The sequence below is a fragment of the Bacteroides caecigallinarum genome, from assembly GCF_021531075.1.
GTDB lineage: Bacteria > Bacteroidota > Bacteroidia > Bacteroidales > Bacteroidaceae > Phocaeicola > Phocaeicola caecigallinarum_B.
Genome location: NZ_JADYTJ010000008.1, coordinates 1 through 18,869 on the forward strand (window position 1 = coordinate 1; position 18,869 = coordinate 18,869).

The 18,869-nt window shown below is 38.9% G+C and carries 14 protein-coding genes; 10 read left to right on the forward strand and 4 right to left on the reverse strand.

The features are described from left to right. The first annotated feature begins 161 nt into the window (after positions 1-161). The 10 genes from I6E11_RS03680 (at position 162) to bglX (ending at position 14,010) form a co-directional block, all read left to right on the forward strand. Entirely contained in the window at positions 162-1,544 is a 1,383-nt protein-coding gene (locus tag I6E11_RS03680) for a hypothetical protein (RefSeq protein WP_235336470.1), read from the forward strand. A gap of 29 nt (positions 1,545-1,573) precedes the next feature. Continuing rightward, complete coding sequence (locus tag I6E11_RS03685; RefSeq protein WP_235336471.1) at positions 1,574-2,887, forward strand: CIA30 family protein; 1,314 nt, start codon at positions 1,574-1,576, stop codon at positions 2,885-2,887. Positions 2,888-2,899: 12 nt separating this feature from the next. Continuing rightward, positions 2,900-3,850: a glycoside hydrolase family 16 protein gene (locus I6E11_RS03690; RefSeq protein WP_235336472.1), complete on the forward strand. Its 951-nt coding sequence runs from the start codon at positions 2,900-2,902 to the stop codon at positions 3,848-3,850. 29 nt (positions 3,851-3,879) lie between these two features. Next, positions 3,880-5,613 (forward strand): fimbrillin family protein, encoded by a 1,734-nt coding sequence (locus I6E11_RS03695; protein WP_235336473.1) that lies wholly within the window; start codon positions 3,880-3,882, stop codon positions 5,611-5,613. Between the two features lie 19 nt (positions 5,614-5,632). Next, complete coding sequence (locus I6E11_RS03700; protein WP_235336474.1) at positions 5,633-7,135, forward strand: fimbrillin family protein; 1,503 nt, start codon at positions 5,633-5,635, stop codon at positions 7,133-7,135. Positions 7,136-7,282: 147 nt separating this feature from the next. Further along, positions 7,283-7,453, forward strand: a complete 171-nt coding sequence (locus I6E11_RS03705; protein ID WP_235336475.1) for a hypothetical protein — start codon at positions 7,283-7,285, stop codon at positions 7,451-7,453. 43 nt (positions 7,454-7,496) lie between these two features. After that, positions 7,497-8,513 carry a fimbrillin family protein gene (locus I6E11_RS03710; protein ID WP_235336476.1) on the forward strand — a complete coding sequence of 339 codons (1,017 nt, stop codon included), beginning with the start codon at positions 7,497-7,499 and terminating at the stop codon, positions 8,511-8,513. Positions 8,514-8,543: 30 nt separating this feature from the next. After that, complete coding sequence (locus I6E11_RS03715; RefSeq protein ID WP_235336477.1) at positions 8,544-10,289, forward strand: fimbrillin family protein; 1,746 nt, start codon at positions 8,544-8,546, stop codon at positions 10,287-10,289. Between the two features lie 10 nt (positions 10,290-10,299). Continuing rightward, on the forward strand, positions 10,300-11,751 hold the full coding sequence (locus I6E11_RS03720) for a fimbrillin family protein (protein WP_235336478.1): 1,452 nt from the start codon (positions 10,300-10,302) through the stop codon (positions 11,749-11,751). A gap of 15 nt (positions 11,752-11,766) precedes the next feature. Next, positions 11,767-14,010 carry a beta-glucosidase BglX gene (gene bglX, locus I6E11_RS03725; protein ID WP_235336479.1) on the forward strand — a complete coding sequence of 748 codons (2,244 nt, stop codon included), beginning with the start codon at positions 11,767-11,769 and terminating at the stop codon, positions 14,008-14,010. Positions 14,011-14,108: 98 nt separating this feature from the next. Here the strand turns inward: bglX and I6E11_RS03730 are convergent, their stop codons facing one another. The 4 genes from I6E11_RS03730 to I6E11_RS03745 form a co-directional block, all read right to left on the reverse strand. Further along, positions 14,109-15,359: a hypothetical protein gene (locus tag I6E11_RS03730; RefSeq protein WP_235336480.1), complete on the reverse strand. Its 1,251-nt coding sequence runs from the start codon at positions 15,357-15,359 to the stop codon at positions 14,109-14,111. A gap of 3 nt (positions 15,360-15,362) precedes the next feature. Further along, positions 15,363-17,021, reverse strand: a complete 1,659-nt coding sequence (locus I6E11_RS03735) for a long-chain fatty acid--CoA ligase (RefSeq protein WP_235336481.1) — start codon at positions 17,019-17,021, stop codon at positions 15,363-15,365. 190 nt (positions 17,022-17,211) lie between these two features. After that, complete coding sequence (locus I6E11_RS03740; RefSeq protein ID WP_235336482.1) at positions 17,212-18,186, reverse strand: dihydroorotate dehydrogenase-like protein; 975 nt, start codon at positions 18,184-18,186, stop codon at positions 17,212-17,214. A 13-nt stretch (positions 18,187-18,199) separates the two neighbouring features. Then, on the reverse strand, positions 18,200-18,868 hold the full coding sequence (locus tag I6E11_RS03745; RefSeq protein ID WP_235336484.1) for a YggS family pyridoxal phosphate-dependent enzyme: 669 nt from the start codon (positions 18,866-18,868) through the stop codon (positions 18,200-18,202). Position 18,869 lies beyond the last annotated feature (1 nt).

Sequence of the window (18,869 nt, forward strand, 5' to 3'; positions counted from 1 at the left end):
AGCAGAACCACCACCTAAGGAGGTAATAAGCTCATAAGAGGGGCTTGTCTGATATGAAAATAACTCCCAACTTATCTATTTCAGCAAGTTGGGAGGGAATTCACGTCTTTAGCGGACAGTAATATTTCGGATTATATCAAGAAGCTAGTTATGGTGATAATATGGATATATATGGTGGTGCAGCACCTCTTGGATGTGAAATACAAGGAAAGAAATTATTTTCTGGGCTAAAATTGGCTTTTGGACCTGAATTGTGGTGGGGAGCAAATCCTGCATTGTTGCTAAAATATTATCGTACTTTCGGTAATTGGAATTTTGGAGGTGTTTTCCATTATGATATCAATCAACGTGAAGAAACCGTTACATCCTTTGCTATTCCATTACCGAAGAATACACGTGCTTCATTAATGCTGCAAAGAAAATTTGGTCGTTTTGATATTACATTGGGAGGGCTTTGGTCAGGAACTACATTGGTAGGAAGGGAATTTCAAGCAACTACAGAATATAGTCCTACAGCTACCGTTTATCAGGATGTAGTAAAAAAATCAGATACATTTGGAGGTAAATTAAAAATGATTTATAGTGGTGGCAATTTTAATGCATACGCTCAGGGTGCCATTATGGGGCTTGTGGCAAATGGTGGTGCTGACAATACAAGAACTCTTACCGGATGGACACTGAAAGATAGCGGAAGTGGTAACCAGTCGAATGTTCTTGCTGGATTTACTTACCAGATGGGAAATTTTCAAATTGCTCCGAATTTCTTATGGCAGAAGCCTTTGGTTGGTCCTATGCCTAATGGTATAGAGGCTCCTGGAAGACTAAGGAATATACTTGACGATCCATTTGCTGTAAGGAGTAACCGTGAAACAACGGCTGGTGAATTATTATTAACGTATGATCCGACTCCTGGAACATGGATGTATGATTGGGATAATGATGAAACTGAAGATGCCCCATTTGCTGCTTCTCTTGGTTTTATTTACCGTCATCTTCCTACCGCACAAGATGCTGCCATTGGTATTTTGGCTGATGGACGTTCTACTTTTGCATTTGCAGCTTCTGCTCCTGCGCATGATTTGTGGGAAACTAATCTTAAAATAACATCAAGGTTAACAAAAGATTTCGGATTTATAGCCAATGCATATTTAGGTACTGCCCAAGCAAATGGTGATGACGAGCGTCTAATTAAACGTGGTGGTGGTGATTTGCAGATGATTTATAAGAAAATTAGACTGAATGCAGCATTGAAGTTTAATGATTGGGGACCATATGACTATCACAGAGATTTTAACTTGACATTCCCATTCCAATGTATGGTTGATTTGTCAACAAATCTATTCAAACCGAAATGGCTCGGTCCGTTGTCAACGCGTGTAGGTATAAGGGGAACTTACCGTACTCTGGACAAATATTCCAACCGCTATGTCGCTGGATATGTATCGGATGGAAATGGAGGCTTTATAGAAAGTACAGATATTATTGGTGCTTCCAAAGGAAATGAATGGGAAATTAGAACATATATTTCTTTTAGTCTATTCTAATTATCCTTAAACAATTTAATAAGTTTATTATGAACAAATATATATTTAATACATTTAAATGTCTTTTTTCCTTCGTTGCTTTTGTTAATGTGGGATGTGAAAGAAATATAAGTACAGACGTATTGGCAACTAGTCCAAAGATGGCTGAAATTTTTATTGACGGTTTTGCATCAGGTGTCAATTTTCAGGCTTGGGGAAAGCCTACGGCTCTTAGTCAGGATAATGAAACTAAATATAGTGGAACGGCATCATTGAGAGTTGATGTTCCTGCACCTGATGATTTACAGGGTAACTGGACTGGTGGAGTCTTTTATACAGATGGAGGAAGAGATTTGTCAGGTTACGATGCATTGACTTTTTATGTAAAATCTACCGCTTCTACTAAGATAGAAGTTGGATTAGGAAGTTATGGTGATGCAGAGTATACTGCAACAATTGCTGGAGTAACGGCAGATGCTGGTTGGAGGAAAATTATCGTTCCTATTCCAAATCCGGCTAAACTTATTGCAGAAAAAGGTTTGTTTAATTTTTCTGCTGGTACAAACGATACAGGAGGTGAAGCATATACATTATGGATTGATGAAGTTAAATATGAGAAGCTCGGAACATTGGCTCATACAAGAATAAAAGATGCTAATATGGCTGGTTTCCCAACCGGTAATATAGAAATTGACGAGTTAATAGCATACGTTAATCTTCCTAATGGTATAAATCAAGAAATGACAGTATCCTCAAAATATTTCACTTTTGATTCTTCTAATCCAGATGTAGCTACTGTAGAAGAGAATATTATATCTTTTCATGGAGCAAAGGATAGAGCAGTGCTTACTCCAAGAGAGGCAGAAGGAAGCATAACAATAACAGGAGTTTACGATTTTGCTCCTATTCCTGACAAAAATGAAGCTGATGTAATTTCTTTGTACTGTGACAATTATACTAATACACTTACATCACCTTTTAATGGATATTGGGCTCCATATCAGACTACTACTAATGATGAAATAACGTTAAGCGAAAGTCACCATATCATGCATTATGGAAGTTTTAATTTTGTTGGAATTGTGCTTGATCAAGATGCTGATACCACAGGAAAGACTAATGTACATATGGACATTCTGTTACAGGATTATGTAGAAGGAAATCCTCAAATAGATGTTTCGGCTGACATAAATGCAAATGGTGAGCATGCTGGGCAGGTGACAGCGAGTCTTGTTACTGGAGAATGGGTATCTGTTGATGTTCCACTGAATGGTAATACAGTTATTCATCAATTACAATTGGCTGTTACAGCAAATTCAGTAGCTTATCAGAACATACTTGTAGATAATATTTATTTCTATTAAAAGATATGAATCATGAAACTTTATAAAACGATTTTACTCGGTTTCCTCTTTGTATTATTGGGAAGCTGTGAAAAAGAAAATGCAATTGAAAACAATTATAACCCGGAAGATAAAGGATGGGTGTTGGTTTGGTCTGATGAGTTTGATACACCAACAGAAGATAATCGCCCAAATCCGTCAAAGTGGACATATGAATTGGGAGCATCTGGATTTGGTAACGGTGAGTTACAGAATTATACCGATAAGGAAAAGAATGCTTCGTATGCAACTTATAAAGGTGAAGGGTGTTTGAAAATAACAGCGCTTAAGGATGGCGATGGAGCGACATATTCTTCAGCAAGAATAAAAACAGAAGGATTGTTCGAATTTAAGTACGGACGTGCCGAAGCAAGACTTGTTCTTCCATATGGTGTTGGGCTATGGCCTGCATTTTGGATGCTTGGCGCTGATTATGCAACTAATGAATGGCCTGCTTGTGGTGAGATTGACATAATGGAAAATAAGGGATATCAGCCTAATATTGTTTCAAGTGCATTGCATATGCCAGGACGTTCGGGAGGAAATCCTGTTACGAGTACGTTTGGATATCAGGATCAACGTTTTGATACAGATTTCCATATATTTGCTGTGGAATGGGACAAATCAAAAATTGATTTCATAGTTGACGGAACACTTTATCATCGTGTTGATAAATCTTCTGTATCAGATGGTGAATGGACTTTTGACCATCCTTTCTTCATCATTTTGAATGTTGCAGTAGGAGGAACATTTGGTGGGAATCCTACAGATAATACGTATTTCCCTCAGAGCATGTATGTGGATTATGTTAGAGTTTATCAGAAACAATCTGACATAGATCCAAGCGCTAATTATGGTGATGTACCATCAGGCGGTTTAGTGGACGAATGGGATTTTAACGGAGAGGACTCTGACAAGGGGCTTTTGGAACCTGAAATGAAATGATTTAAAATAAAACAATAGAAATGAGAACTATGAATATAATAAATAAACAGAATAGTCGCTTGTTCTTTGTATTTGCGGCATGTATAGGTTTATTCTCATGCACTAATGATGTCGATGTGAACACTGCTGATGGCAATGTACATTTCTTTGCATCAGTGGATAAACCAAAGAGCAGAGTAACTGAAAGTTCTTGGGATGGAGACGAACTTATAGGAGTGAAGTCCGGAGAGACTGTTAAAACTTATAAAGTTGCTGTAGATGGGACAATGTCAACAGATGACACTCCTTTCCGTTGGGAAGGTGAGTCGTTTGATATACAGGCTTGGTCTCCTCTGACATCAGAACAGATAAATCTGACAGATCAGACTACTGAAGAAAAGTTCTTTGATTGTGATTTGCTGGCAAGTTCGGCAAAAGTGGAATATAAAAATGTTACACTTGCTTTTAGTCACAAGATGACACGTATGTGGTGGGAACTTCAGAAGTATGAAGGGTACTCTACCGAAGAAGTAAATAATGCTAAAATCACTTTTTTAGGATATGGTTCAACAACGTTTACTAATGGTGAACTTTCTCCTATAGGTGATACAGACCAGTCTATTTCTACTTATAATACTTGGGGAGAATACTACAGGAATGGGCAGGCTATGATGGTTCCTTGTGAGATGTGGGAAAAACCTTTGATCAAGGTCGAAATAGGAAATGATACTTATGTATATACGCCAAGTAAGAGCAATCAGAATGACGTATCAAAGAGAACAGGCGATTTGTTGCCTGATACATGGCAGAGGTATTATCTGTCTGTAAGCAAAACCGGGCTTACGGTTGATATGGAGTATTCGGGTATCGGATGGGATAATACAGAAATCAGCGATGTCACCGATACTTCGTTTAAAGCGGTTATACCTGATGAAATATTGAATTTGAGCGATTATAGTGCTTCAGGTTTTGAAAGCGAAAGTACTTTCATCACTAACGCTACAGATGGTTTCTCTATTACTTATACAGAAAACAACGCGAGCGGAGGAATTGATTTTGAAGGTGAATGCGATAGGGAACGCTCCGTAGGAGATGACGGAAAGGTTACTTTCAAATTTACAAATATTCGTTCAGATATCAGATTGGCATACACGACAGAATATATGGAAGTCGGTTATTACCTCTATAACGATGGTACTTATGGTTCTGGTTACAAAGAAAACGGTACGGCAGGCATTATTTTCAGAGTAGGAATGCATAGTACGGACAATGTAAGTAACTATGACGGTAAATTGGCTACGATTCATGGATATGCCGTGGCACTAAACGATGAAAAAGAAGGAGATGGTAATACATTCAAGTGGATGGATGGTACAGTATCAGTAACCGGAAGCGAATCTCCAGAGAATGTGACAGATGGAAATGCAACCTTATACATTGGTTATCCTCAAACACAATATCTTTTGAAGCAATCAGAAAGTGCCGGTAATAGTGGAACAATGCCCGCCGCAGAAACCGCTACCGCAAAAAATCAAAATAATTCCATTATTGGTACATCGGGCTGGTATTTGCCTTCGCATACCCAACTGAAAGACTTGGCGGGACTTGCCGGGAAAACTATTACGGGATATACCGTTCTGGATGGAAATTATTGGGACAGTTCATTTGATAATGCCGGAACAAATGCCTATCATGTAATATTCAATAATGGAATGGATACAAATGCGACTTTTTGGCAGGCTTCAAATACAGAATCCAAAGTCCGCCTGATCCTTACTTTCTAACAACTTATAAAAAGAAGCTATGAAACGATTATTTTCACATATTAAACTGACAACCTTATCCTTGCTGCTTTTCTCCGCTTGCTCGCAGGATGACGTAATGAAGGATAAGACAAGTGATGCCGTAACCGAGGATTTTTTAAGAATCGGGAGCGTAAGCGTAACAGATTTTGTATCAGAAAATGGGAGCCGTGCCACAAACGATGGAATAACGGTCACATTCGCCAACGATGACAGACTTGGCGTATTGTTGATAGACGAAACCGGAGAAGCATTTACCAATGCACCTTTCCGTTACGATGGAAACCAATGGAACAATGAAAACAGCGTATTCTATAGCGGAAATATAGCAAGTGCCATCGCTTACTTCCCCTATACGGCAGACATAGGAAACACACTTCCGTCATCCATAGACGAACTCAAAAAAATATTTATACATAAAGAAACGTTTGCAGAAAAGGATCTGCTTGTCTCAGAAATATCAGAATTCGATGACGGATTGATGAGGATAGATTTCACACATGCGTTTTCAATGATATCCTTTTCCGCTGAAAACACGGTCAAGTCCGCCAACAACAATGATGTGACATATCTGCTTGGACTTTCAAATGTATCTTTTTCCATAGGAGATATATCATATACACCCGAATTGATGAACAACAGATATGTCTGTCTCGTGGATGAAGAATCACTGTCTCAGAATGACTTCCGCTATTTCTATACGGTCAATGATGAATCATATGCCAAGACAATAGCCACGGAAAACATAATACTCGAAGCCAACAAGAGTTATTCTTTCCCTTGTCCCGTAACACAAGAAACATCGGGAATAGCGTCAGGTGACTTTTATTGCATATCATCGGCAGACGATGATGTGGTGATACTTCCGGGAACGGCAGCAGTGATTCCGGATGGATGGACTTGCAAGGGTATCGTGTTCTATACAATGGATAGTAGTGCTTTCAGCACCTATGCTTCAACTAATGAGTTGACGGCAGATGATTATCCCGGTTATAATGGCAATCATGGATTGGTTGTTTCACTCAGTGACGGAGGAGCATTAGGCACTGCCGAATCTTTTGAAAAATTCCTGCTAACTTCCGTAACAGATTGGGACAGCAAAACAGTCCTGAACGGATACAAGATGACAAAGGCAATGCAAGAAGCCGTTACCAATAATACGATACAATCATTCACGGCTTTAAACAATCATGACGAATCGGTATCTTCATCTGCCACTTCATGGTTTGCCCCTTCATTTATGGAACTGGCAATCCTTGTCAGAGGAGATGACGGAAATACGGTATCTTCAAATGGACGGACACGCATAAACAGACAATTACAAAAAGTTGGCGGAACAGATGTTGCCGAAGGAAATATACCTTCTATTACCTTTGAGTCGCAGACCTCGCCACAACAACAAAACGTGGTTTGGTTCGTGACAGGAAGTAGTGGTGACGAATATTCTTACCCTTTTGCCGATGCCGTACCTGGTGAAACATATCGCCCTATCTGCGCATTCTGATAAATAAATTGAAATAAGTAATACAGTTTTTATTAGTTGTTCAGTAACTATTCAGTGAACAGTTGCTGAACGACTACTGAACACTTCTTAAACACTGTTTAATCCTGTTATAAGACGCTTTGGCATATTAATTAATGTATTTAAAATATGGAAATAGGTAAAGAAATAAAAAAAGAAAAATACGAGACACCTAATAGTGTTTCAATCGAGATTGATTATGAATCAATAATTTGTAGCAGTCCAAATGAAATATCAGGCTCCGGAGATGATTTTATTGAAGGAACTTCTCATGGCGGTGGTACTTCTGTATGGGATTAGTTTAGGTAAAATTCAATAATAAACTTTTAATTGATTTCAATCTATGAAAATATTAAGTAATGTATGTTTGGTTTGTTCCATTATATTGGGAGTCTCATGTACAGGAGAGGAAATCTCAAATAATAATCAGGAAACAGATAATTGTTATATTTTGAAGGCTTATATTGGTGAGAAAGAACCTGTGTCGCGTGCTACGGTAAGTAACGTTGATGGTAAAAGTTTTATGTGGCAAACAGGAGATAAGTTTGATATGTATCTAAATGATGCACCATCCACAACAAATGAATTTGCCATAATAGACAATACCATCAGTAATGATGTCAACAGTGCAGACTTTTCATGCGGGAATTTCCAGGTGTCGGAAAATTTTGTAAATTATACAGCATTTTACCCTGCAGGAAAGTTTGTTTACGGTTCAGGCAAATATACTTTTGAAATGCCAGATGATGTCTATACCCAAACAGGAAATAACAGCACTGAACATTTAAGGTCAGGGCTTGTAATGGTGGCAAATGGAAATTATAATGACGGGGTTTATACAATTGAATTTAAACATAAAGCATCGCTGATACGTTTTGGAGTGACAAACCGCAGAGATGTCAATGTAGTAATTAATTCTATTAAATTGGTTTCTACTGTTAGCTGTTTTGGAAGCGGATATTCCTATGCCGGCAGTGCTGAAGAAAGTTATAATGCCGGTGGTAATAGTATTAACATCAGCTTTAATAGCGGCGTGGAAATACAGCCTGATTATAATTTGAAATCATACACTCTTGCCATGAGAGGTGATAATATCACAGATGATGCTGATTTTCATATTGAAGCTGAACTGAGTGATGGTACGACTGTAATCTCCCAGACATTTAAAGGTTCTGAAATAAATAATGCTACCGGATTTGATAAGGCTAATGGTAATTATTGGCTGCCTGGTTATTATTACTCTTTTTATCTTGACTTAAAAGAGAATACACTTGATTTTAGTGGAGTTACATGTTCCATTACAGCTTGGACTGATGATTCTAATTCAGATAAGGGGGCGGTCACTCCTGATATTAATTAAATAGAATGTTGTTATTAATATGGAAATTTTATGAAAAGTCATATAGGAAAAATAAGTACTGTTTTTATAATATCACTATGCTTGTATTCATGTAAGGATGGAAATGTGATAAATGATTTGTCTGATAATTGTATCAATTTTACTGCCGCACTGGGTAATGTGCCAAGCAGAATCACCGGAAACACATGGGACGGTGATGAGACTGTAGGTATAAGCCTGAATGGTAATGATGAAAAATCTAAGACCTATAATGTAGATAGTAATGGTCAATTAACGGCTACTGACGGTAATTTTGTTTGGGACGGCAGTCAATTTCAAGTAAAGGCCTGGAGTCCTGCAATTGTTAGTAACTTCATTTTGACCGACCAGTCAACGGAGGATAAGTTTTACGACTGTGATTTCCTGATTTGTAATACATCCGGTGAGTCTAAGAATGTAAATCTTGAGTTTAAGCATAAAATGACAAGAATGTGGTGGCAATTGCAAACTACCAGAGGATATACCACAGAACAGGTAAATGCAGCAAAAGTGTATTTTTATGGTTATTTGTCGGTAAACTTTGATAAAGGTGAGTTATCTGGTGTAGGCGAACCAAACCAGCTTATTTCTACATTTAATACTGGTGAGGGAAATTCAAGAACAGGAGAAGCTATGATGGTGCCATGCGCGATGTGGAACAAACCTTTGATAAGAGTTGAAATCGGTGGTGATAATTTTGTATATACTCCACGTAAGTCTAATAGTGATGATTTAGCTAAAAATAAAGGTATTCTTCTTGAAAATACAATACAGAGATATTATATATCTGTGAGCCGTGAAGGTTTGTCAGTAGATATGAATGCGGAAAGTATTGATTGGAATAATCAGATTGTAAGTAATGGTTCCGTTGTAGATGCCAAATTCAAACTTTCATTAAATGAACATCAGCTTACAGATATTAATATAACAGGTGTTACAGATTCTTATATTAATAGTAATACTTTTTCAGTCTCATATACAGAAAATGCCCAAGGAGGACTTTTGTGTGAAGGTGTATGCGATGCTCAGAGAACTATTTCAGGGAATACTCATACATATACGTTCACTAATATAGCATCCGATATTATCCTGACTTATACAGATGAGTATGTAGCTGTAGGAGATTATTATTACTCGGATGGAACATGGGGTACCAGTTCTACTAAGAATGGTGTAACAACTCTTGGAAGAGTGTTTAAAGTTGGCATAGATGACACTGATGATGTGTCGTATTATGATGGAAAGATGTCTGAAATCAGAGGCTATGTTGTTTGTGACCCTGCATATATAACGTCAAGCTATCAATGGATAAAAACATCTGATGGCGCTTACAAAGACCTTTTAGATACGTTGGATGGTCTTGCTGATACTGACAGAAACAATGTCAGTGACTATTTGGGCTATAAACTCACCAAAGGAATTACCGCCGCTCTTGATAAATTTGAGAGTAAAGAAGAAGGACAGACCTTGGAAACAGAATTTCCATTGTATTATTTTTTCAATAATCAAGATTCGTTGAATGCTCCGGATGGCACGTCAGGATGGTATATCCCGTCAGTTGCACAGCTTCAGGATATTAATTCTGCAAATGTTTATGAAGGATTCTCAGGCGAATATTGGTCTTCAAATGTTTATGCAGAAAGAAGCGACAGTGGAATTAGTAGAGTATGGGCATTGGATTATAATACATCTGAAAGAAATGAAGGAAGTTGTTGGGCATCCGATGATAGAAAACTTGTTTTAGTATTAACTTTCTAAAGATACAATTATGAACTTAAAATATATTTTGGCTTTAATGATTGTTCCAATCTTCTTTTCATCTTGTAACAGAGAAGAAGTATTTGGCGATGAGGTGAATAATATTATCAAATTGAATAGTGTTAGATTGGATGGATTTTGTAATGGTCAGTTGTCTCGTTCCACATATTCCGGATATGCTACTTCGTTTGAAAATACTGACCAATTAGGTCTTATCCTGATTGATAATTCAGGTAATCAGACAGGTAATGTACCTTTTACTTATTCTGCAGAAGGTTGGAAGAATGATAATATGCAATATTATTCTTCAGACATAGATAAGATTATTGCATATTTCCCATACAATAAAAATTTATCTACAGAAATTACAACCCTGGATGGTCTAAAGAATAGTATAGAAATCAGTAATGACCAAAGTGATTTGGAAAATTTCAAGTCAATGGACTTGTTGGTATGCGAAATATCAGATCCTTCTCCAGCCTTGGATTTGCTATTTAAACATGCTTTTTCATTAATTGACCTTTCTGCAATATCCAGTGTGACAGTAGATGGTGAAACGTTCAGTTTTAATGTGGAATTGTCAAATCCCGCATTCTCTATTGGCGGTACAATGTACAACCCTTGTGGTTTGAATGGTTCTTATGTATGTCTGGTTAAGGATGATCAGAACCTCAAGCAAAACGATTTCCGTTATTTTTACTCTGTTGGAGGAAAGTCTCATGTAAAGACTGTAAATGAGGAAATTAATCTGGAAGCCGGTACAAGATATACATTTCCATGCATTGTTGGCGGGCAAGGAACGAAGGAATTGTCTGCAGGTGATTTTTATTGCGTGTCAAATTCCGGAAATAATGTAATACTTCCTGGTGTGGCTTCTAACATTCCTGAAGGATTGACTTGTAAAGGAATAGTATTCCACGTTATGGACACAGATGAATGGGGTACTTTTACATCTACTAATGATTTGACCGCAGAGAATTTATCCGGTTATAATGGAAATCACGGGTTGGTTGTTTCTATAGCTAATGGTAATCCTTTCGGTACAATGACTGTAGAACAATTACAAAATGTTTTTACTGATGATGATACTTCATCAAATAAGGATTTGTCTAATGGTTATAAATTGACCGGTATATTAGCAGACGCATCAACTACGGATGGAAACATTTCGTTCACGGCATTAAGTAATCATACAGAAGAACTATACAACTGTACATCTTGGTATGTTCCTTCTTTTAATGAATTAAAATATTTGATTCGAGGTGAGGACATCGCAAATATTTCTGTTTCAGGTATGGAATATATCAACGGACAATTGGAAAAAGTGGAAAATTCTAATCAAATTGTGGGAAATGTTTCATCAATTACATTCGATAAAGGTTTTTGTATAATGCAAAATGGTGATGAGATGGGATGGCATGGTGTACCAGATGAGAGCGTACGACCAATTTGTGCTTTTTAATTTTAAAGTAGAATAATGAAAATGAAAAAGAACATTTTATATGCAATAGCTTTGGCTGTATCCTTTGTTGGTTGCAGCCGACCACAGGACAAAAGAACAGAGATAGAAAACAAGGTAGAAACCTTGCTCCATAAAATGACCTTAGAAGAAAAGCTCGGTCAGATGAACCAGCTCAGTCCATGGAATTTTGAAGAGTTGGCAGATCGGGTACGTAAAGGTGAGGTGGGGTCCATCCTTAATGTCGTGAATTCGGAAGAGATCAATAAGATACAGAATATTGCCGTGGAAGAATCACGCCTTGGTATTCCTATTCTTGTTTCGCGCGATGTTATTCATGGATATAAGACTATTTTCCCTATACCGCTGGGACAGGCCGCTACATTCAATCCCGAAGTTGTAGAGAAAGGCGCGCGAGTTGCGGCTGTTGAAGCATCGGCCGATGGCATACGCTGGACATTTGCGCCTATGATTGATGTTTCCCGTGACCCTCGCTGGGGGCGTATTGCCGAAAGTTGCGGAGAAGACCCTTATCTGAATGCTGTTATGGGAACAGCCATGATTAAGGGATTTCAGGGTGACTCTTTGAATGATCCTACTGCAATAGCTGCCTGTGCAAAACACTTTGTTGCATATGGTGCTTCTGAGGGTGGTAAAGACTATAACTCGACTTTCATTCCGGAACGTGTACTACGTAATGTTTATCTTCCTCCTTTCAAGGCAGCTGTAGATGCAGGATGTGCCACTTTTATGACTTCTTTCAATGATAATGACGGTATTCCCGGAACAGCCAATAAATTTGTTCTGAAAGATATTCTCCGTGACGAATGGAAATTTGATGGTATGGTGGTTACAGACTGGACTTCTACTGCAGAAATGATTAATCATGGTTTCTGTACAGACGGCAAGGACGCAGCAGAGAAATCTGTAAATGCTGGAGTGGATATGGAGATGGTGAGCGAAACTTTCATAAAGAATCTGAAGCAGTCGGTGGCTGAAGGAAAGGTTTCTATGGAAACTATAGACAATGCCGTAAGAAACATTCTCCGTCTGAAATTCCGTCTGGGACTGTTTGAAAATCCTTATATCGTAACTCCTCAGTCTGTTAAATATGCAGAAGAACATCTTTTGGCTGCGAAAACTGCTGCTGAACAGTCAGTAATTCTTCTGAAGAATGATGCACAGACATTGCCACTTACCGATAAAGTCAAGACAGTGGCCGTTGTCGGTCCTATGGCGGATGCTCCATACGAACAGATGGGTACATGGGTGTTCGACGGTGAAAAGGAACACACACAGACTCCTCTGAAAGCTATCAGGGAAATGTATGGCGACAAGGTGAACGTAATCTTCGAACAAGGATTGGCATATAGCCGCGACAAGAATACATCCGGTATCGCAAAGGCTGTGAATGCTGCACGCCGTGCTGATGTAGTGGTATGTTTCGTAGGCGAGGAATCAATCCTTTCCGGTGAGGCTCATTCGTTGGCAAACCTTGATTTGCAGGGAGCACAGAGTCAGTTGATTAAATCGCTTGCTGCTACCGGTAAACCTGTGGTAACAGTAGTAATGGCCGGTCGCCAGCTAACTATCTCTGATGAGGTTGAGGCTTCGGATGCTGTACTTTACTCGTTCCATCCGGGAACAATGGGTGGTCCTGCCATTGCGGACATTCTTTTTGGAAAGGTTAATCCTAGCGGTAAGACTCCTGTTACATTCCCACGTATGACAGGTCAGGCTCCAATCTATTATGCCCACAACAATACAGGACGCCCTGCAAATCCTACAGAGATGCTTATTGATGAAATCCCTGTTGAGGCAGGACAGACTTCAGTGGGATGCCGTTCGTTCTATCTTGATGCGGGAAATTCTCCTTTGTTCCCGTTCGGATACGGTCTTTCATATACAAACTTTGAATACAGCGACTTGAAACTGGCTTCAGACAAGCTTACTGTTGACGGAGAGGTTAACGTAAGTGTAAACCTGAAGAATGCAGGTAAGTATGATGGAACTGAAGTTGTACAGTTGTATGTACAGGATAAGGTTGGTTCTGTCACTCGTCCGGTGAAAGAGCTCAAGGCTTTCCAGAGAGTGGAACTTAAGGCTGGAGAAAGCAAGACAGTAACGTTCTCGCTTCCTGTATCAGACCTTGCCTTCTGGCGTTACGACATGAGTTATGGTGTTGAAGCAGGTGACTTCAAACTGTGGGTAGGAACTAACAGTGCAGAAGGACTGTCAGCAGAATTCTCTGTTATGAATTAATACTGATAACATAATATATTAAATGGCATTTAAACAGCGTTCAAACACTGTTTAAATGCCATTTAATTTTTTTTGTAAAAATGACAAATGATTTTGATTTAGAAGAATACCAGTCCAGCTTCTACTATAGGGTGCTTGGAGTAGGCCTGATTGTTTTTATATGTTCTTTCCCATGAATAACCTCCGGCTATAAATAGTCCTATTTTTTTGAACGGGTTATATTCCAGTCCCATTCTGGGCTGAATGGCGTATAATCTGTCTGGGATATCCGTGTTGCTCAATGTTTCTATGTGGCAATATCCTATATCAGTATTAAGATATAGTTTGTTTTTAATGAGTGGAAATGCCAGTCCTGTTCTGTATATACCGGCTACAGATGCTTTTTCTGTGAGTTCGCCAAGTATCATTCCTGCTCCCAGTTGTGTGTAAATCAGATTATTCTTAAACCTTACTGCTACATTGGTTTTCGAAAGATTTCCTCCTGATATAATTACTTGGGTGCGTGTCTGCGGTTTGAGGTTTATAAGACCTACCTGGCGTGTACAGCTGTCCCCGCTTATATTCAATACTCCTATCTGTAACCCTTTGCTGCATTGGTTACTTACGTTTGCAAATCCCAGCTGTAGTCCTTTATTATCACCCGAATAATTTACCACTCCACCTATTTGTGCACCTTCATTTATAACACTAACATTGCTCAAGCCTGCAAATTGTAGTCCTTTGTTTTTGTTTCCTGCAATATTCATTAATGATGAGAGCTGTATTCCTTTCATGTCTTTGCCGGTAACGTTTGTCAGACCGCTTATGGCTACTCCTCTTTGTTCATTGCCAGCTATATTTGCCAAACCTGAAATCATCATTCCGCTCATGTTTACTGATCCCATATTCATAAGCCCTGTTACCATGAGTCCTTTCTGGTTGTTGCCTGCAAGGTTCCCTATTCCGGAAAACTGAACTCCATAAGTCGATTTGCCGCTGATATTGAACAAACCGCCAATTCTTAGACCATGTGACCTTATTCCGGAAATGTTGGCCAGACCTGCCACTTGCATACCTGAACTTCTGTTGCCTACGATATTTACAAAACCGGAAGCCTGGAATCCTGCTGTTTTTTGATGTACTACGTCGGATATAATATTAATACTTGCTCCGTTCAGGTTCTGGTAGTTACTAAGCAGACCAAGGTTGAAATAGGTTCTACGGTTGTTGGTTTTCTGGCTGCTTATACTCAAAGAAATGTTTTTCCCTTTTTTCAAGCCATATACCTGAGCATGTGTGGGGGAAAATATAGTTCCTGCCAGTGCCATGACTGACAGGAACATACTGATGTTTTTAGAAATTTTTTTCATTGATTATTTTACGTTCTGATACAAGAAACGTTTAATACTCTTTTTAGGAGTTTTCTCAAATTCTTCCGGATATATCTTCACACGTGATATCTGTGAGTATGCAGGAAGTTCTGAATTCAGTGCTACACGGTTTTCTTCCATAACCTTTTCTATGTCGGCTGTACTCATTCCGTGAGCATATGCTTCGTCGAAGTCAGGATAAATAAGTGCAGCCAGTTTGTGGTCTTCCTGCTGGATTACGATACTTTCGCATACGAATGGAAGATTATTGAGCTTGTCTTCTATCTCTTCCGGATAGATGTTTTGTCCTGAAGGTCCTAGAAGCATGTTCTTGCTACGGCCTTTTATAGTGATGTTACCATTTTCATCCATTATACCCAAGTCGCCAGTATGGAGCCATCCGTCTTTATCTATGGCCTGTGCTGTAGCTTCTGGGTTCTTATAGTAACCTAGCATTACATTATCACCTCTGGTCATGATTTCGCCTACTATGTTTGCAGGGTCAGGACTGTCTATCTTTACTTCCATTCGAGGAGCTGCTTTGCCGCAAGAACCTGGCTTGAAACGTTTCCAGTCTTCATAACAGATAATAGGACCACACTCAGTCATACCGTAACCTACTGTGTATGGGAATTCTATACTCCTCAACAGCTTTTCTACGTCCTGATTGAATGCCGCACCACCGATGATTACTTCGTAGAAGTTTCCTCCGAATGCCTGTACCATATGTTCTTTTACAGTGGCTTTTATTTTGTCGTTGATTATAGGTACTTTCAGAAGAATTTTCATCTTGAGTGTCTCAAGTTTAGGGAGAACATTCTTTTTGATGATTTTTTCTATTATAAGAGGAACAGAAATTACGATATTAGGTTTTACATCTGCAAATGCCTGGAAAATGATTTTCGGACTAGGCATACGTGTAAGGAAGTATATATGACATCCCGAACACATTTCGTATATGAATTCGAATGCCAGACCATACATGTGTGCCATAGGAAGGATGGAAATAACCTTATCGCCCGGTTTGAGTGACAATACTTCGAAAGCAAACTGGGTGTTCGACCATAATGATCTGTATGGAAGCATTACACCTTTAGAGAAACTTGTAGTTCCTGAAGTGTAGTTTATGATGGCCAGTTCCTCAGGATTGTCGCGACGGTATGACACATGTTCGCGTCTGAAGTTTTTAGGGAATTTCTTTCCGAACATTTCATTAAGGTGTTCTCTGGCATAAAGAAGTTTTTCGCTTCGACAAACCAATAGTGTGAAATCTGTCATGAGTATGATACCTTCAAGTGCGGGCATTTCTGCTTCGTTGAGGTTTTCCCATGCCATGTCGCCCACGAACAGGATGCGTGCATCCGAGTGGTTTACTATGTTATGAACATTGTCCGGTTTGAATTCATGTAGGATAGGCACTGCTACTGCACCATATGTAAGGATTGCCAGAAAAGCTACTCCCCAGTGCGAACTGTTTCGGCCACACAGAGCTACTTTGTCTCCGGGCTTTACACCGCTTTCCTCTAAAAGAATATGAAGTTTTTCTATCTTTCTGGCTACGTCCTTGTACTGAAGTGTTGCACCTTTATAGTCTGTCAAGGCGTCAAGGTCCCAGTTTTTCTTGATACTTTCTTCTATGAAAGCTATGAAACTTTTTCCCATAATTGATGTTTTGAATATGCACAAAATTCAGTGTGTTGTGCAAATATACGATTTAGTTATAAGTATTCAAATTATTTGTCAATAAAACGTAATAAAATGAAAGGTGTTCTCGATAAATAGTTTTTATAATATTTTTTAACTATTGTCGGGAACATCTTTTCCTACTTGTATTATAACCTATATGTTTATATCAATCGTGGTTGCTGTAATATTTCATAAACTGTGTTCTTTCGAATGGATTTACGCTTCCTGCAGCTTTGGCATTCATTATTCCTTTTATGCTTTCAATGCTTTCGTAGCCTTTTGATTCCATCCAAGCAGCAAGTTCTTTAGTCATTTCGGCTATTTCCTTTTCACCGTATTTGTAGATTGCGCTGCACACTTCTACTGCACATGCTCCTGCCAGGATAGATTTTATTACTCCTTTGCCACAATGAACGCCACCTGATATAGCGTAGTCTATCTGTGGAACTGCTGCAGAAGCAATAGCTGTCCATCTGATTTTTTCAGCAAGTTCGTTCGATTCGCTCATTACGTTTGTGCTTGTGAATGTCATTGTGTCGATGTTGATATCAGGCTGATAAAAACGGTTGAACAGCACTACTGCACCGGCTCCATTGGCATAAAGCTGGTTGATTAGTGCCACAGGGTTTGTCAGATTGTTTCCCAGTTTCATTATTACAGGAATATTTACCGCTTTCTTGATATTTTTAAGAACATCGATATGTAGTTGTTCGAAACTTCCGTATGCATAGTCTTTGTCCGACTGTAATGAAAGTATATTAATTTCCAGAGCATCTGCACCGGCTTCTTCCATGTGTTTTGCAAAGTCTGTCCATTCGCTTGTAGAATAGCAGTTTATGCTTGCTATTACAGGTATACTGCAAGCCTTCTTTGCTTCTTTTATAAGTTCGATATGTTCATTGAGTGCATTCGAACGCACATATGCATTAAGATAGTCGTCGGCTTCCGGAGCACCGTAGCCGCTCATTTGTCCTGCCTGTATGTTTATCTGTTCCTCGAAAACTGATTTCAGAACAACGGCACCTGCGCCTGCTGCTTCCAGTTTTTTGATTTTCTCTACACTGTTTGTAAGACCAGAACTGCTTACTATTACAGGGTTCTTAAGTTTTAACCCTGCGAATGTGGTTGTTAGTTGTGTCATAATAAATATGATTTTAATAGTTTCTTATTCCGAATATTTTACTTCCGATTCTTACAAGGGTACTGCCATGTCTTATTGCCAGATGATAGTCGTCCGACATTCCCATTGACAATTCTTTGAATGTTTCAGTATCCTTGAATACAGTTGATTTCAGCTCGTTGAAGTATGCTGCAAGTTTTGTAAACTCTGCTTCTATCATTGAGTCGTCATCGGTATTTGTAGCCATACCCATTATTCCGCAGATGCATATGTTTTTCAAATCTTTCCAGTTTCCTTCTTCGAGCATGTTTGTACATTCTTCGGGAGTGAATCCGAATTTTGTTTCTTCCTGTGCTATGTGTATTTCAAGCAGACATGGAATGACTCTGTCCGATTTGGCTGCCTGTTTGTTTATTTCAGCCAGCAGCTTGTATGAATCTACGGCATGAATCATAGATATATATGGAGCAATGTACTTCACTTTATTAGTCTGTAAGTGACCTATGAAATGCCATTCAATGTCTTGCGGAAGGATATTATGTTTTTCTTCCAGTTCCTGTACCTTGCTTTCTCCGAAAATTCTCTGCCCTGCATCGTATGCTTCCTTTATGGCTTCGGCAGGATGAAATTTCGATACGGCAACGAGTTGTGTGGTTTGTGGCAACTCTGCTTTTATTTCACTTAATATTGCTTTTATATCCATG

Excerpts from the sequence above, each read along its gene's own strand:
- I6E11_RS03715 (WP_235336477.1), top strand. The coding sequence starts at position 8,544 with ATGAAAAGTCATATAGGAAAAATAAGTACTGTTTTTATAATATCACTA.
- I6E11_RS03720 (WP_235336478.1), top strand. The coding sequence starts at position 10,300 with ATGAACTTAAAATATATTTTGGCTTTAATGATTGTTCCAATCTTCTTT.
- I6E11_RS03700 (WP_235336474.1), top strand. The coding sequence starts at position 5,633 with ATGAAACGATTATTTTCACATATTAAACTGACAACCTTATCCTTGCTG.
- I6E11_RS03710 (WP_235336476.1), top strand. The coding sequence starts at position 7,497 with ATGAAAATATTAAGTAATGTATGTTTGGTTTGTTCCATTATATTGGGA.
- I6E11_RS03695 (WP_235336473.1), top strand. The coding sequence starts at position 3,880 with ATGAATATAATAAATAAACAGAATAGTCGCTTGTTCTTTGTATTTGCG.
- I6E11_RS03730 (WP_235336480.1), bottom strand. The coding sequence starts at position 15,359 with ATGAAAAAAATTTCTAAAAACATCAGTATGTTCCTGTCAGTCATGGCA.
- I6E11_RS03685 (WP_235336471.1), top strand. The coding sequence starts at position 1,574 with ATGAACAAATATATATTTAATACATTTAAATGTCTTTTTTCCTTCGTT.
- I6E11_RS03745 (WP_235336484.1), bottom strand. The coding sequence starts at position 18,868 with ATGGATATAAAAGCAATATTAAGTGAAATAAAAGCAGAGTTGCCACAA.
- bglX (WP_235336479.1), top strand. The coding sequence starts at position 11,767 with ATGAAAATGAAAAAGAACATTTTATATGCAATAGCTTTGGCTGTATCC.
- I6E11_RS03735 (WP_235336481.1), bottom strand. The coding sequence starts at position 17,021 with ATGGGAAAAAGTTTCATAGCTTTCATAGAAGAAAGTATCAAGAAAAAC.
- I6E11_RS03705 (WP_235336475.1), top strand. The coding sequence starts at position 7,283 with ATGGAAATAGGTAAAGAAATAAAAAAAGAAAAATACGAGACACCTAAT.
- I6E11_RS03690 (WP_235336472.1), top strand. The coding sequence starts at position 2,900 with ATGAAACTTTATAAAACGATTTTACTCGGTTTCCTCTTTGTATTATTG.
- I6E11_RS03680 (WP_235336470.1), top strand. The coding sequence starts at position 162 with ATGGATATATATGGTGGTGCAGCACCTCTTGGATGTGAAATACAAGGA.
- I6E11_RS03740 (WP_235336482.1), bottom strand. The coding sequence starts at position 18,186 with ATGACACAACTAACAACCACATTCGCAGGGTTAAAACTTAAGAACCCT.